Genomic DNA, 16,170 nt, shown 5'->3' with positions numbered 1-16,170 from the left:
GCAGCTGGAACCGATCCGTCCTGACCGGCGTGTTCATCGGCAGGGGGTGGTGCGTCGGATGCCGTGCGCCTCTGGGCACACTGCGATCCGATCAAGATCCAGTGAAGGCCGGTGCGGATGTCAGTGCCGACGGCGATACTTGGCGGCGAACGGATGACCATGGGGGAGGTCAAGTGACACACCCGCCGAAGAGCGCAGCACCACCGGTGGTGGGCCCCGGTGTGCCCGCCGCCCCCGGCATCCCCGCACAGCCCGGACGGCCCGCGGCCGTCGGTCCCGGTGTGCCGCCCGCGCGCCGGACCGCCTTCGCCGAGGGCGTCGAGCGGCTGCGGGCCGCCGCGACGACCGAGCCGGGCCGGCTGCGGATCATCGGTGCCGTCCTGGCGCTGCTGGTCGTCGCGTTCGGGACGGTCACCGCCTGGCAGACCAGCGCCCGCTCGGCCGCCGCCGACGACGTGCTGCACCGCAGCCAGCCGCTCAGCTCCGGCGCGGCCGGCATCTACCGCTCGCTGGCCGACGCCAACACCGCCGCCTCCAGCGGGTTCCTGGCGGGCGGACAGGAGAACGCGCAGTCCAGGGACCGGTACGAGAAGGACGTACGCACCGCCGCCGCCGGCCTCGTCACCGCCGCCGCCAACGCCGAGCCGGGCTCCGCCGCCGAGACGACCATCGCCAGGCTGAACCGGCTGCTGCCCGAGTACAAGGGCCTCATCGAGCGCGCCCGGACGTACAACCGGCAGGGCTATCCGGTCGGCGGCGCCTATCTGCGGTACGCCAACGAGAAGATGCAGAAGGAGATGCTCCCGGCGGCGGAGGACCTCTACACGACGGAGAACCGGCGGCTCGACGCCGACTACGGCAACGCGACACCGTACCCGTGGGCGGCGATCGCGCTCGGCCTGCTCGCCCTGGCCGCGCTCGGCTGGGCCCAGCACCGCATGTACCGGCGCACCAACCGCGTGCTCAACCACGGCCTGGTCGCCGCCAGTGCCGCGACCACCGTCGCCCTGCTGTGGCTGGTCGTGGGCCACGCCGTCGCCCGCTCCGGCCTCGACGGCTCCTACGAGCACGGGATCCGCTCGCTCAACGTCCTCCACGACGCCCGGATCGCCTCCCTGAAGGCACGCGGGAACGAGAACCTGAGCCTGGTGGCACGCGGCGCGGAGACCATCACGGTCGACGGGAAGCCGTACGACGCCTACTACTACGACTTCGACAAGGACATCGCCGTGCTCGGCAAGGGCCTCACCGAGGCGGCCCGGCTCGCCGACGACCAGGGGGGCACCACTCCGGTCAAGGCGGCCGAGGGCAACATGGCCGTGTGGAAGCAGCGTCACGCCGCCGCCCGGACCGAGGACGAGAACGGCAACTACCAGCAGGCGCTGGACAAGGTGATCGGCGCGAAGGGCGCGACCGCCGAGTGCTTCGACAGCGTCGACCGCAATCTCGCCCGGGCCATCGACCATGAGCGGGCCGAGTTCCAGCAGGCCGCCGGAGACGGGCGGGACGCCATGACCGGGCTGCCGGTGGGCGCCGCCGTCCTCGCGGTGCTGGGCGCGGCCGGCGCCGTCGCCGGCATCGGCCGCAGACTTTCGGAGTACCGGTGACAGGGGGCAAGGTGATGGACGTGAGCCGTGCACGGCCGTCGCTGCGCGGCTGGGGCGGGGTCGCCGCGATGGCGGTGCTGTGCGCGCTGGCGCTGGCGTTCGTCCTGCTGCTGTCGTGCACCCAGCGGGCGCCGCAGGACCCGGAGCGGGCCGGGCGGAAGACGGCCACCGGCATCCAGGCCCGTGCCGACGGCTGCGTGGACGCCGAGGCGCACCAGCAGACGCTCGCCCCGTCCGGCGCGGACGGCCCGACGATCGACGCCATCAAGGCCCGTACGGGCGCCAAGCGCAAGCTGGTCGTCGGCGTCGACCAGAACAGCTACCGCTGGGGCTACCGCAACCCCAACACCGAGGGCGCGCGGCTGGAGGGCTTCGACATCGACCTCGTCCACCGGATCGCCGAGGACATCCTCGGTGACCCGGACGCGGTGCAGTTCAAGGCGATACCGACCAGCCAGCGCATCCCGGCGATCGAGGACGGGCGCGTCGACATGGTGGTGCGCACCATGACGATCACCTGTGACCGGCTGAAGCAGGTCGCGTTCTCCGCGCCCTACTTCAAGACCGGCCAGCAGGTCCTCGCGCCCAAGTCGTCCCCGATCACCGGCTACGACGACTCGCTGGCGCACAAGAAGGTGTGCACGGCGGCCGGTTCGACGGCGTACTCCAAGCTGGACGCCGACCGGAAGGAGGGCCGGCTGCCCGCCTCCACCGATATCTCCACCACCGTCCCGAACCAGCTGGACTGCCTGGTCCGGCTGCAACTGGGCGAGGTGGACGCGGTGGTGACCGACGGCGCGCTGGCCGCGAGCCAGGCCGCGCAGGATCCGACGGTCGAGCTCAAGGGCAAGGCGTTCACGACCGAGTACTACGGAGTGGCGATGAAGAAGGACGCGAGCGATCTGGTGCGCCGGGTCAACGGTGTCCTGGTGGACTATCGCGCACACGGCTGGCAGACGTCGTACGACGACTGGCTGTCGGCGACACTGGGGAAGGATCCAGCCGCGTCGAAACCGCCCGCGCCGCAGTACCTGCGCAGCAGTTGAGCCGCACCCGACCGGAACAGACAGCAAGCGAGAGGTGATCGATGGGCGTCACGGACCCCGCCGGGCCGGTGATGGACCGGGACGAGGTGGACCGTGCGCTGGCGCGGCTCGGCCAGGAGCACGAGGCGATCGAGACCTCGCTGCTGGCCCTGCAGGACCACGCGGGCCGCAGACTCCTCGAAGGTGCCGACCTGACCGGTGTGACCAAGGAGCGCTGGCAGGCAACGGAGGCGCGGATCACCCTGCTGTGGGCGTACTTCGACGCCTACACGGCCGCGCTGCGCGGCGCCCGTGAGATCCGCGCCCGGCGCCGCTGGTCCAGCCGGGAGGACCTGGCGGAGCTGACCGAGCTGCTGCGCGGCGAGTCCGTGACCGTCCCCGGCGGCGGGACCGGCCGGCTGAGCGAGACGTTCTCGCTGTCGGCGCTGGTGGACCGGATGAACGAGCTGTACGCGACGAGCCTGGACATGATCGTCGCCGCCGACGCGGTGTGGTCGGCGCTGCCCGCGCGGATCGATCTACTCGCCGCGGAACTCCAGCGCACCCGGGGCCTCGCGCACTCCGTCGGGGTACGCCCCGGCGAGCACCCGGCCGGGGACGACCTGGAGCGGATCACCCGCACGCTGACCCAGCTGCGCGAGGACGTCGTCCGCGACCCGCTCGCCTTCTGGGTCCCGGCCGAGGGCAGTTCGGCGCCCGGCGGCGGGCGCCCGGACACGACGGTGTACGACCGTGAGGCGCGCGCCCTGGAGGACGTACGGCGGGAGATCGACGCCGTGCTGACGGTGCGCCAGGACGCGGAGGCGCGGCTGATCCGGCTGCGGGACGTGCTCTCGCGCGCGGACCGCACCCTCGCCGAGGCCCGTACCGCGCGCGGCGAGGTGCTCGCGAAGATCGCCGCGACCGAGGTCCCGGTGGTGAGCGGTCCGCCGACCGCGCTGCAGGAGCAGCTGGCGACCGCGGCCGAGTACCGCAGGCAGGCCCAGTGGCACCGGCTCTCCCCGCTGCTGGAGTCGCTGGAGGAGAAGGCGGAGGACGAACTGCTGCGCGCCCGCGAGTCGCTGACCGCGGTCACCGCGCCGCTCGCGGTCCGCGCCGAGCTGCGCGGCCGGCTCGACGCCTACAAGGCGAAGGTGGCCCGGCACGGTCTGGCCGAGGACCCGCTGCTGGTAGAGCGGTACGACGCGGCCCGCCGCATGCTGTGGAGCGCGCCCTGCGACCTGCGCGTGGCGGAGCAGGCCGTGCTGCGCTACCAGCAGACGGCGGCCGAACTGCTCGGCGGCGCGCCGGAGGACCGTAAGGGGGACGCGTCATGAGTCAGCCGGGGCAGACCTGCCAGCGGCCGGGCTGCGCGGGGACGTACGAGGACGTCGGCGGCGGCGAGCTGTACTGCGACACGTGCGGTCTCGCGCCGGTCGTCTCCGCGAGCGGGATGGTGGGCTCGCCGCCCACCGGGATCACCAGGGGGGCGTCGGAGAGCGGCAGTTCGCGCAGCGCGCGGACGTCCTCGCAGTCGTCGAGGTCGCGCCGCTCGGTGTCCGGGCGGCTCTCCCGGTCGCTGTCGGGGAATTCCACGGGCCGCTCGGTGTCGGTGCGCAGCTCCGGCTCCTCGTCCGGCACCTCCTCGCGCGGCCGGCTGGGCGCCGGACTGGTCTCGGTGCCGCAGGTGCCGCGGCCCGACCCGCGCGCAATGGTGCTGGAGAACCCGGAGGTGCCCGAGCGGAAGCGGTTCTGCTCGCGCGCGGACTGCGGCGCTCCGGTGGGCCGGGCCCGGGGTGACCGGCCGGGCCGCACGGAGGGGTTCTGCACCAAGTGCGGGCACCCCTACTCCTTCGTGCCCAAGCTGAAGGCCGGGGACATCGTGCACGGCCAGTACGAGGTCGCGGGCTGCCTGGCGCACGGCGGGCTCGGCTGGATCTACCTCGCCGTGGACCGGGCCGTCTCCGACCGCTGGGTGGTGCTCAAGGGCCTGCTGGACACCGGCGACCAGGACGCGATGGCCGCGGCGATCTCCGAGCGGCGGTTCCTCGCGGAGATCGAGCACGCCAACATCGTGCGGATCTACAACTTCGTGGAGCACCTGGACCAGCGCACCGGCTCCCTCGACGGCTACATCGTCATGGAGTACGTCGGCGGCAAGTCCCTGAAGGAGATCGCCAACTCCCGCCGCACCCCCGACGGCCGGCGCGACCCGCTGCCGGTGGAACAGGCGTGCGCCTACGGCATCGAGGCGCTGGAGGCCCTCGGCCACCTGCACAGCCGTAACCTCCTCTACTGCGACTTCAAGGTCGACAACGCCATCCAGACCGAGGACCAGCTCAAGCTGATCGACATGGGCGCGGTCCGCCGCATGGACGACGACGAGTCGGCGATCTACGGCACGGTCGGCTACCAGGCCCCGGAGGTCGCCGAGTCCGGCCCGTCGGTGGCCAGCGACCTGTACACGGTGGGCCGCACCCTCGCCGTGCTCGCCTTCGACTTCCAGGGCTACACCAACGTCTACGTCGACTCCCTGCCCGATCCCGACAGCATCGAGGTCTTCCGCCGGTACGAGTCCTTCTACCGGCTCCTGGTCCGCGCCACCGACCCCGACCCGGCCCGCCGGTTCGCCTCCGCGCAGGAGATGGCCGAACAGCTGACGGGCGTGCTGCGGGAGGTGGTGTCGCTGCAGTCCGGGCAGGCACGGCCCGCGCTGTCGACGCTGTTCGGACCCGAGGTGAAGGTCACCGACACCGAGCTGTTCCCACGGCTGGACGGGGACGTGTCCCGGCTGGGGGCGCGCCCGGTGGGGAAGGCTCCCGCCGCCCCCGCTCCGCTCCCGCCCGCCCTGGTCAAGCCGGTCGACACCGCGGCCGCCGCGCTCGCCCTGCCGGTGCCGCTGGTCGACCCGTCCGACCCCAACGCCGGTTTTCTCGCGGGCCTGATGGCCTCCGCGCCGGCCGAGCTGATGACCGCGCTGGCCGCGGCGCCCGCGCAGACCGTGGAGACCCGGCTGCGGCAGATCCGCGCCCGGCTGGAGAGCGGCGACCACCAGGGCGCGCTGATGAGCCTGGCCAAGCTGGACGAGGAACGGCCCGACGACTGGCGGGTGGTGTGGTACCGGGGCGTGGCCGCGCTGGTCACAGGCGACTTCGAGCACGCCGCGCTCGCGTTCGACGCGATCTACGACGCCTTCCCCGGCGAGGCCGCGCCCAAGCTGGCGCTCGGCCTGTGCGCCGAGGTGCTGGGCCAGTTGGACAACGCGGCCGAGTACTACCGCCTGGTGTGGTCGACCGACCCGAGCTTCGTGAGCGCCGCGTTCGGTCTGGCCCGGGTGCGGCTCGCGGCCGGGGACCGCGGCGGCGCCGTACGGACGCTGGAGTCGGTGCCCGAGTCCTCCATCCACTACACGGCCGCCCGGGTCGCCGCCGTCCGGGCCCGGCTCAGACAGCGCACCGCGGGCTCCGGTGACGTACCGTTCCTGGACGACCTGACGGCCGCCGCCGGTCAGGTCGAGGCACTCCAGGCGTACGGCCTGGACCCGGCACGGCGCGAGCTGTTGTCGGCGGAGGTGCTCGGCTGTGCGCTGGACTGGATACTCTCCGGGGGCCAGGGCACCGGGCCCGCCGCCGGAGGCCGGGTGTTGCTGGGCAGCGGTCTGGACGAGCGGGGCCTCCGCTTCGGCCTGGAGCGCGCCTATCGCACGCTGGCCCGGCTGGCGCCCGGCGGCGAGGAGAGGATCGAGCTGGTGGAACGGGCCAACCGTTACCGCCCCCGGACGTGGGTGTAGTCGATGTCGCAGATGCCCCGGCAGGCCGCACTGCCGAAGTGCCCGAGCTGCGCGGAGCCCGTGGAGTCGGGTGATCTGTTCTGCGGAGCGTGCGGATACGACCTGTCGGTGGTGCCCGCTAGGCCGCAGGACCATCCGACGCTCACCATGACCGGCTCCCCGGCACCCGACGACGGCACGGACTGGCCCGGCCCCGGCCCGGCCGGCTCCGGCACGCCGTCCGCGGCGCATCCGCCGGCGGACCCGCCCGGCACCGACCCGGACGGCACGCCGCTGCCCGCGCACGGGACCGGTCCGGTCGCGGACGGCACGCAGTCGGGCGGGCATGACGCCGGCGGTGGGCACTCCTCCGGTTCCGGGGTGCGGTTCGACCGGCCGGACGAACCGGACGAGTACCCGCTGCAGGCGCCGGACCCGCGGCTGACCGCCGCCCCGGCCGAGCCCGCGCAGCTCTGTGTGGCCTGCCGGGCGGGCCGCGTGGACAGCGACGGCTACTGCGAGAACTGCGGGCACGCCCAGCCGCGCGAACGCGACCACGTGGAGCGGGAGTCGGGCCCGGTCGCCGCCGTCAGCGACCGCGGGCTGCGCCACCACCGCAACGAGGACGCCTTCGCCGTCGGCCACACCACGCTGCCCGACGGCACCCCGGCGGCGCTGGCGATCGTCTGCGACGGCGTGTCCTCCGCGACCCGTCCCGACGACGCTTCCCTGGCCGCCTCCCAGGCGGCCGGCGACACCCTGCTGGCCGCGCTGCCGCGCGGCACCCACCCCCAGCAGGCCATGCACGAGGCGATCGTCGCCGCCTCGCAGGCCGTCAACGCGCTCGCCGAGGAGCCCGCCACGGCCCGCGAGCACGCCCCGCACCAGAACGCGCCGGCCTGCACGATCGTCGGCGCGATCGTCACCTCCGGCCTGCTGGTCGTCGGCTGGGTCGGCGACAGCCGCGCCTACTGGGTGCCCACCGACCGCACCGCGCCCCCCGCCCGGCTCACCGAGGACGACTCGTGGGCCGCGCAGATGGTCGCCGCCGGCCTGATGAGCGAGGCCGAGGCGTACGCCGACGAGCGGGCCCACGCGATCACCGGCTGGCTCGGCGCGGACGCCTACGAACTGGAGCCGCACACCGCCGCCTTCAAGCCGGACCGGCCCGGCACCGTCGTGGTGTGCACCGACGGGCTGTGGAACTACGCCGAGACCGCCGAGGAGATGTCCGAGGTCATCCCGGCGGACGCGGCGGTCCGCCCGCTGCACGGCGCCCGGGTGCTGGTGGGGCACGCCCTGGACGGCGGGGGCCACGACAACGTAACAGTGGCGATCCTGCCGTTCCCGGCGCCGCCGCAGGGGGCAGGATCGGCCTGAGGGCCGTACCCGACCGGGGGGATACGGCACGGGGAAGCCGCGGCGGACCGGAGGGGACCGGTCCGCTCACAGCCATCGCCTCGTGTGAGCGAGGTGTCCGAGGGGGATGCGATCAAGCATGGCCAACTTCGCGAAGTCGAACGTGCCACGGTTCTCGGTGGACGTCTACCAGAACGAGTACCTGCCCGAGGGCGGCAGCGAGGTCAACGCCGTCGTCACCGTGACCGCGACCGGCGGCGGCACCATCGGCAGCGCGGTCTCCGCGCCCGGGTACCCGGCGGGTCGGGGGCCCTCCGCCGCGGTGGCCGTCATGGTCGACTGCTCCGGCTCCATGGACTACCCGCCGACCAAGATGCGCAACGCCCGCGACGCCACGGCCGCCGCGATCGACACCCTGCGCGACGGCACCCGGTTCGCGGTGATCGGCGGCACGCACGTGGCCAAGGAGGTCTATCCGGGCGGCGGCCGGCTCGCGGTCGCCGACGCCACCACCCGTGAGCAGGCCAAGCACGCGCTGCGCCGGCTGAGCGCGGGCGGCGGTACGGCCATCGGCACCTGGCTGCGGCTCGCCGACCGGCTGCTGTCCGCGGCGGACGTCACCATCCGGCACGGCATCCTGCTCACCGACGGCCGCAACGAACACGAGTCACCGCAGGAGCTGCGGGCCACGCTGGACGCGTGCGCGGGGCGGTTCACCTGTGACGCGCGGGGCGTGGGCACCGACTGGGAAGTGAAAGAAGTCACAGGGATCGCCTCGGCGCTGCTCGGCACCGCCGACATCGTCGCCGACCCGTCGGGCCTCGCCGCGGACTTCACGCGGATGATGGAGACGGCGATGGGCAAGGAGGTCGCCGACGTCTCCCTGCGGGTGTGGACGCCGGTCGGCACCACCATCCGCTTCGTCAAGCAAGTCGCGCCCAACGTGGAGGACTTGACCGGCCGCCGCACCGAGGCCGGGCCGCGCGCCGGGGACTACCCGACCGGCTCCTGGGGCGACGAGTCCCGCGACTACCACCTGTGCGTGACGGTCCCGCCGGCCGGACTCGGCCAGGAGATGCTCGCCGCCCGGGTGTCGCTGGTGGTGCCGCAATCGGACGGATCGGTGCAGAACCTCGGGGCGCAGGGGCTCGTGCGGGCGGTGTGGACCGACGACATGGCCGCCTCCACCTCGATCAACCCCCAAGTCGCCCACTACACCGGGCAGGCGGAACTGGCGCAGGCCATCCAGAAGGGGCTCGACCTTCGTAAAGCGGGCGATTTCGATGGAGCAACGGCCAAACTGGGGCGTGCGGTTCAGCTCGCGAGCGCCTCGGGGAACGCCGATACTGCGAAACTGCTTGCGAAGGTGGTGGACGTGGTCGACGCCGCGACAGGTACTGTGCGGTTGAAGACGAGGGTCGCCGAGGCGGACGAGATGACGCTGGAGACCCGGTCCACAAAGACTGTTCGTGTAAAGAAGTGACCCTTGGAAGCGTAGGAGAAGGGGAAGCGCCGACATGCCGACCTGCCCGAACGGACACCAGTCGGGTTCCGACGACTGGTGCGAGGTCTGCGGTCACCGCATGGCCGGTGCCGTACCTCTGCCCCCTCCGCCGCCCCCGCCCGCGGGCGGTTACGGCTTCCCGCCCCCGCAGGGCGGCCCGGCCGGCGCCCGCCCGCCGGCCGCGTCGGCCCCGGAGCCGGAGCTGTGCCCGCAGTGCCGTACGCCCCGTGAGGGCGGCGCGCCGTTCTGCGAGGAGTGCCGGTGGAACTTCCTGACCAACACGGCGACCTCCTACACCCCGGCCGCCCCGCGTCCGCCGCAGCCGCGGTTCCAGCCGCCGAGCTCGACGTACGGCGGCGGTGACGGGTACGAGTACCAGGGCTCGCGGCCCTCGCAGGTGAACCGGCCGGCCGAGCCGATCCCGTCCTTCGGCAGCGAGCCGTCGGGCCCGACGCCGTTCGGCGGCGACCGCGCCCCGTCCGGCCCGCCGACCTCCCCCGGCCCCGCGGGCGCGCCCCCGTTCGGCGCCGGCAACCAGCGCCCGCCGGGCCCGCCCCAGGGCTTCGGCCAGGTCCCGGGTCAGAACCAGGGGCCGGGATCGGGACCGGGCACGGCACCGGGCCGGCGTCCTGGCGGCCCGGGCGGTCCGTCGGGTCCGGGCGGTCCGTCGGGTCCCGGTGGCCCGGGCGGCTTCGGCGGTGCGCCGGGTCAGAGTCAGGGCCAGGTCCCGGGTCAGGGTCAGGTCCCGGGTCAGGGTCAGGGTCCCGGCGGTCCGGGTGGCTTCGGCGGCGGTCCGGGACAGGGTCCGGGTTCCGGTGGTCCCGGTGGTCCGGGCGGCTTCGGCGGTGGGCCGGGTCAGGGCCAGGGTCCGGGCCAGGGCCAGGGTCCGGGCCAGGGCCAGGGTCCGGGCCAGGGCCAGGGCCAGGGTCCGGCTCAGGGCCCGGGGGCCGGCGGCCCGTCCGGTTTCGGTGGCGGTCCGGGGCAGGGCCCCGGCGGCCCCGGTGGCCCCGGCGGCCCCTCCGGGTTCGGCGGCGGCCAGGGTCCGGCGTCCGGTGGACCGGGCGGTCCATCCGGGTTCGGCGGCAACCAGAACCAGCGCCCCGGTTCCGGCTTCGGCGGCGGTCCGGGACAGGGTCCCGGCGGTCCCTCCGGCCCCGGTGGTCCCACGCCTCCCGGCCCCTCCGGCTTCGGCGGCGATCCCTCCCGTCCGGTACCGCCGCCCCCCGGGCCCACACCGCCCGGTCCCGGCGGTGCCCCGCAGGCGTTCCAGCAGGCCGGGGCGTCGGCCCCGCCCGCGTTCCCGCGCGAGACCGGCCGGCCCCCGGCCGGTGACGACGACTGGGTGATCTCCCCGCCCTCCTCCGCCGGCCCCGGCGGCCAGGGCGGCCAGGGCGGCTACGGCTACCCGCAGACCGGCGCCCCCCAGGCCCCGCCCGGACCCGGCGGCGGCTTCCCGCAGGCGCCGCAGTCCTCCCAGCCGGGCACCTGGACCGCGACCATCGGCCCGGACCGCGAGTACTTCATGGCGATGATGCAGCGCTCCGGCCCCGAGGCCGCGGGCCTGAACCTGCCGGCGTACTCGCCCGAGCAGCAGCGCCCGCTCACCGGCAACCAGGTCACCATCGGCCGCCGCCGGCACTCCACCGGCGACACCCCCGACATCGACCTGTCGGTGCCGCCGGAGGATCCGGGCGTCTCGCACCAGCACGCGGTGCTGGTGCAGCAGCCGGACGGCAGCTGGGCGGTCGTCGACCAGAACTCGACCAACGGCACCACGGTCAACATGTCGGAGGAGCCGATCCAGCCGTTCGTGCCGGTCCCGCTCCAGGACGGTGACCGGGTGCACGTGGGCGCCTGGACGACGATCACCGTCCGCCGGGGCTGACCGGCTCAGGGCAGGGGCCAGGCGTACGGCCCCTCGGGGTCGTCCAGCCATGCCCAGGTGCGCTCGCCGTCGACCGTGACGCCGTAGCGTCCGCGGCCCGGCTCGCCCTCGCGTTCCCACAGGGCGTACGCCTCCTGCGGGTCGAGGGTGGACCGGGTCAGCGCGAGCAGGAAGCGGAACGTTTCCTGCCGGCGGGCCCGGCCCGGCAGCCCGGCCGTCGGGACGCCCCCGGGTTCCGGCCTGCCCTCACCGCGCAGCGGCACGAAGAAGGCCGCCCCGGGCAGGAAGCCGCCCTCGGCGTGCCGCGCGTCGTGCACGGTCAGGGCGAGCAGTCCGGTGGCGAGCGGGGTGAGAACGCGCGCGCCCGGGCGGCACTGGGCGAGCCAGGCGCGCGGCACCGTGGGCAGCTCGCAGGTGGCGATGATCCGGTCGTAGGGGGCGCGTTCGGGCACCCCGCGCGCTCCGTCGCCGGTGACGACGACCGGGTGGAAGCCGGCCGCCGCGAGGTGCTGCCGGGCCGACTCGGTGATCTCCGGTTCCAGGTCGATGGTGGTGACGAGGCCGTCGTCGCCGAGCCGGTGGGCGAGCAGGGCCGCGTTGTAGCCGGTGCCGGCGCCGACCTCCAGGACCCGGTCGCCCTCCTGGACGCCCAGGGCGACCAGCATCCGGGCCATCAGGGAGGGCTGGCTGCTGGAGGAGAGCAGCTCGCCGTCGCGCAGCCGGGTGGCCAGCGGTACGTCCGCGTAGGCGCCGCGCACCCAGCGTTCCCGGGCCTCGCGGTCGGGACTCTCACGCCAGCGGCGCTCGTAGCCGCGCGGTCCGGGGACGTAGTAGTACGGCACGAACAGGTGCCGGGGCACCGCCGCGAACGCCTCCCGCCACACCGGGTCCGCGGCCCAGGCCCCGTCGGCGTCGATCTCCCGGACCAGCGCGGCCCGTGCCGCGTCGGCGAGGACCTCGATCTCCGTGTCGTAGGCGCCCATGGGTCCACAGTAGGGGCGGGCGGGCCGCGGCAGGGGCGGGCCGGGCGGGACCGGTCCTAAGCCTTGAGTCCTGGGTCACCCGGTCTGAGACGATGGACGGGTGAATGAGATTCGGCGCGGCACGCTTCAGGAGCAGACCTTCTACGAGCAGGTCGGCGGGGAGGAGACCTTCCGCCGGCTCGTCCACCGTTTCTACGAGGGAGTCGCCGGGGACCCGCTGCTGCGGCCGATGTACCCGGAGGAGGACCTGGGTCCGGCCGAGGAGCGGCTGGTCCTGTTCCTGATGCAGTACTGGGGCGGCCCCACGACGTACAGCGAGAACCGCGGCCATCCCCGGCTGCGCATGCGGCACGCCCCGTTCACCGTGGACCGGGCGGCGCACGATGCCTGGCTGCGGCACATGCGGGTGGCCGTCGAGGAGCTGGGGCTGTCCGAGGAGCACGAGCGGACGCTGTGGAACTACCTGACGTACGCCGCCGCGTCGATGGTGAACACCCCCGACTGATCCCGCGCCCCCGACAGGTCACTGAAGGTCGGATTCCGGTCACCCGTCCCCGCATTCCGATCACAATCCGGTATAGACCGGCCGACAACCGCTTACCCACGGCCCGGCCCCTCTGTCAGCATCGCCCGAAGGTCTGGAAGTCCGGACACACGGGGGCCGGGTGACGGGGTTCGTCTTCTCACGCGCGCGTGCGCACCGCCTGCTGCTGGGCGCCGCTCTGCTGACGGTGGCGCTGACCACCGCGGTACTGGCGACGCTCACGGCGTACTCGGGCGCGATCGGCGACGCTGCGCTGCGCCATGTGCTCGGCGACCCGCGCAACGCCGCCGACACCGCGCTGATCGTCAAGGCGGACGTGCCCCCGGCCGAACGGGCCGCCGCCGACACCGCCGTACGCCAGGGCGCGCGCCGCACCTTCGCCGGGTTACCGGTCACCGTACGGACCCTGCGCCGCTCGGGGCCGTACGCGCTGCCCCGTTCCCCGCAACCGGCCGCGGGCAGGTCGGGCGACCCGGACCTGACGTACTTCGCGGCACTGGACCACAGCCGGCTGCGGCTGGCCGCCGGCCGCCTCCCGCGCCCGGGCGGCCGTACCGGCGGCGAGGTCGAGGTGGCGCTCCCGCAGGCCGCCGCCCGGGCGCTGCGGCTGACGCCCGGGGACCGGCTCACCCTCGCCGACCGGCTGAAGGGGCCCGCGGTCCGGGTCCGGGTCGTCGGCGTGTACCGGCCCGCCTCGGTGACGGCACCGTACTGGCAGCTGGACGACCTGCTCGGCCGCGGGGTGAAGACCTCCGGCTTCACGACGTACGGCCCGCTGCTCGCCGACCCCGCCGTGCTCACCGGCGGCCGGGTCAGCGCCGGCGCGACGGGCTGGCTGGCGTCGGCCGACTTCGCCTCGGTGACGACGGGACGGATCGGCGAGCTGCGGTCGGCGGCCCGGGACGGCAGCGCCGCCCTGCGCGAGCCGACCGCGCTGAGGGGGACGACCGTCTCGCAGACCGCGCTGCCGGACGTGCTGGACCGGGTGGACCGCTCGCTGCTCGTGGCCCGCTCCACCCTGCTGATCATCGCGCTCCAGCTGGTGCTGCTCGCCGGCTACGCGCTGCTGCTGGTCGCCCGGCTGCTCAGCACCGAACGCGCCGACGAGACCCGGCTGCTGCGGGCCCGCGGCGCCTCCCGCGCCCGGATCGCCGCCCTCGCCGCCGCCGAGGCGCTGCTGCTCGCGCTGCCCGCCGCCGTGTGCGCGCCCCTGCTCGCCGGCCCGCTCACCGCACTGCTCGCCGGGCACGGCCCGCTGGCCCGGCTCGGCCTGCGCCTGGACCTCCCGCCGGCCGGCCGGACCGCCGTCTGGCTGGTCGCGGCCGGCGTGGCCCTCGGCTGCGCGCTCGCGGTGACCGGACCGGCGGTGGCGGGAGCCGGGGACGGAGTGCGGGCGCGGGTGCGGAAGTCCGGCCCCCGGCGCGGCTGGTCCCTGCCGCTGAAGGCCCGGAAGCCCCGGAAGCCGGGCCGGACCGCCGTCCCGGCCCCGCTGCGGACCGGCGCCGACCTCGGCCTGCTCGCCATCGCCGGCGTGGCCTACTGGCAGCTCGGCCGGCAGGACTCCGGCGGCGTGAGCGCCGACCTCCCCCAAGTTCTCGGCTCCGCTCGAACAGGGGGGACCCCCATCGGCGCCCTCGGCGTCGACCCCCTCCTGGTGGCCGCGCCCGCGCTGGCCCTGCTCGCCGGGACCGTGCTCACGCTGCGGCTGCTGCCGCCCGTGGCACGGTTCGCCGAGCGGTGGGCGGCCCGCGGGCGGGGGCTGCCGGTGGCGCTCGCGGGCTGGCAGTTCAGCCGGCGCACCGCGCGCGCGGCGGGCCCGGTGCTGCTGCTGGTCCTCGCCGTCGCGCTCGGCATGCTCGCGATCGGACAGGCGGCCTCCTGGGACCGCTCGCAGGACGACCAGGCCGACTTCCGGGCCGGGGTGCCGGTGCGGGTGCTGGCCGGCGGGGAGGACGGGTTCGGCCGGACGGACGTGTACGCCGGCCTGCCGGACGTACGCGGGGCCGCCCCGGCCGTGCGTGGTGCCCAGCCGCTGTCCGGCGACCGTACGGCGACCGTGCTGGCCCTCGACACCGCGCACGCGGCGGACGCCGTCCTCATGCGCCCCGACCTGGCCGAGGAACCGGTACGGCCGCTGCTCGGCCGGCTCACGCCGAAGGGCGCCCCCGCCGGGGTGCGGGTGCCTGCGGGCACCGCCCGGCTGACGCTGACGGCCCGCCTGCACAGCTCGACCGGGCCCGGCACCACCACGGCGCTGACGGTGACGCTCGCGGACCGGTACGGAGTGCCGTACCAGCTGCCCCTCGGACAGCTCCCCGCCGACGGCCGCACGCACGCCCTGACCCTCGCCCTCCCCGCCGCCACCGGACCGGCCACCCTCACCGGACTGCGCCTGGACCTGACCCAGCCCGCCGCACGCGCCGAGCACCACCGGCTCACCCTGGAGAAACTGACCGCGTCCGGGACCGACGGGACGGCGCACCGGCTCGCACTGCCCGCCCGGTGGACCACCACGGCGGAGACCGGCGGCTCCGCCGTGCCGAGCGCCGCCACCAGCCCCACCCGCCCCACGATCACCGGCACCGGCCCGCTGACCTTCGCCTACAGCACCGGCTACCTGCCGGACGCCGACATCTGGACGATCGCCTCCGTCACCCTCCGGCTCCAGGTCACCCAGGCCGCGCCCGCCGCGGTGCCGGCGGTCGCCACCGACCGTTATCTGGCCGCGGCCGGCGCCCGCCCCGGGCAGCGGGTCGATCTCACCGTCGGCGACCGGAGGGTGCCGGTGCGGATCGTCCGGGCGGTGCGGGCGCTGCCCGCCACCGCCGACCCGGCGCACCCCGGCGCCCGCGACGGCGGTGCCGTCCTGCTCGACCTGCGCGCCCTGAACCAGCTGCTCCAGGCCCGGTACGGGGAGAGCGCCACCCCCACCGAGTGGTGGCTCGGCACCGCGCCCGGCGACACCGCCCGCGTGGCCGCCGCCGTACGGGCCCTGCCGGACGTCGGACCCGGGCAGGTCGTGGTGCGCGACGAGATCGCCGCCGAACTGCGCGACGACCCGTTCGGCGCGGGGCCCGAGGCCGCGTTCACCGCGGCGGCCGTGGTGGCGGCGGCGCTCGCCGCGGTCGGTTTCGCGGTCGGCGCCGCCGGTGCCCAGCGGGCCCGGAACGCCGAGTTCGCCGTGTTGCGCGCGCTCGGCGTGCCGCGCCGTCAGCTGGCCCGCACGGTCGCCGCCGAGCAGGCCGTCCTGGTGGGCCTGGCGCTCGCGGTGGGCCTGGGCCTGGGCACCGTACTGGCCCGTACCGTCCTGCCGTTGATCGTCCTGACCGGGGAGGCCACCCGCCCCGTGCCCGACCTGCTCGTCCAGCTGCCGCCCGGCCGGGTGGCGCTGCTGCTCGCGGCCGTCGCCGCCGCGCCCCTGGTGGTCGCGGCGGTGCCGGCCGTCCGCCGGGCGGACCCGGCGGCGGCGCTGCGCGCCCAGGGAGGTGAGTGAG

At 75.2% G+C, this 16,170-nt stretch carries 10 protein-coding genes; 9 read left to right on the top strand and 1 reads right to left on the bottom strand.

Going from position 1 to position 16,170, the window contains the following annotated elements:
• Nucleotides 1–173 precede the first annotated feature (173 nt).
• From ACZ4U1_RS07550 to ACZ4U1_RS07520, 7 genes are all read left to right on the top strand, one after another.
• On the top strand, nt 174–1,607 hold the full coding sequence (locus tag ACZ4U1_RS07550) for a hypothetical protein (RefSeq protein WP_467900796.1): 1,434 nt from the start codon (nt 174–176) through the stop codon (nt 1,605–1,607).
• Nucleotides 1,608–1,621: 14 nt separating this feature from the next.
• On the top strand, nt 1,622–2,653 hold the full coding sequence (locus ACZ4U1_RS07545; protein WP_467900794.1) for a glutamate ABC transporter substrate-binding protein: 1,032 nt from the start codon (nt 1,622–1,624) through the stop codon (nt 2,651–2,653).
• Between the two features lie 41 nt (nt 2,654–2,694).
• Entirely contained in the window at nt 2,695–3,969 is a 1,275-nt protein-coding gene (locus ACZ4U1_RS07540) for a hypothetical protein (RefSeq protein WP_467900792.1), read from the top strand.
• Complete coding sequence (locus ACZ4U1_RS07535) at nt 3,966–6,422, top strand: serine/threonine-protein kinase (protein WP_467900790.1); 2,457 nt, start codon at nt 3,966–3,968, stop codon at nt 6,420–6,422. The genes ACZ4U1_RS07540 and ACZ4U1_RS07535 overlap by 4 nt, the downstream gene beginning before the upstream one ends.
• 3 nt (nt 6,423–6,425) lie before the next feature.
• Nucleotides 6,426–7,781 carry a PP2C family serine/threonine-protein phosphatase gene (locus ACZ4U1_RS07530; RefSeq protein WP_467900787.1) on the top strand — a complete coding sequence of 452 codons (1,356 nt, stop codon included), beginning with the start codon at nt 6,426–6,428 and terminating at the stop codon, nt 7,779–7,781.
• A gap of 118 nt (nt 7,782–7,899) precedes the next feature.
• A complete protein-coding gene (locus tag ACZ4U1_RS07525; RefSeq protein ID WP_467900785.1) occupies nt 7,900–9,243 on the top strand; it encodes a vWA domain-containing protein in 1,344 nt (447 codons plus the stop codon).
• A gap of 34 nt (nt 9,244–9,277) precedes the next feature.
• Nucleotides 9,278–11,149, top strand: a complete 1,872-nt coding sequence (locus ACZ4U1_RS07520; protein ID WP_467900783.1) for an FHA domain-containing protein — start codon at nt 9,278–9,280, stop codon at nt 11,147–11,149.
• Nucleotides 11,150–11,154: 5 nt separating this feature from the next.
• On the opposite strand, the gene ACZ4U1_RS07515 is transcribed toward ACZ4U1_RS07520, so the two are convergent.
• Nucleotides 11,155–12,132 carry a methyltransferase domain-containing protein gene (locus tag ACZ4U1_RS07515; protein WP_467900781.1) on the bottom strand — a complete coding sequence of 326 codons (978 nt, stop codon included), beginning with the start codon at nt 12,130–12,132 and terminating at the stop codon, nt 11,155–11,157.
• A gap of 100 nt (nt 12,133–12,232) precedes the next feature.
• On the opposite strand from ACZ4U1_RS07515, the gene ACZ4U1_RS07510 reads away from it, so the two are divergent.
• Nucleotides 12,233–12,637, top strand: a complete 405-nt coding sequence (locus tag ACZ4U1_RS07510; protein WP_467900779.1) for a globin — start codon at nt 12,233–12,235, stop codon at nt 12,635–12,637.
• Nucleotides 12,638–12,797: 160 nt separating this feature from the next.
• The gene (locus ACZ4U1_RS07505) at nt 12,798–16,169 is read left to right on the top strand and encodes an FtsX-like permease family protein (RefSeq protein ID WP_467900777.1); all 3,372 of its coding nucleotides are present in this window, start codon (nt 12,798–12,800) and stop codon (nt 16,167–16,169) included.
• The last annotated feature ends 1 nt before the right edge of the window (nt 16,170 follow it).

The organism is Streptomyces sp. NPDC028928 (assembly GCF_055564915.1).
The sequence above is the reverse complement of the archived record's forward strand: the minus strand, read 5'-3'. Positions and strand labels throughout refer to the sequence as shown.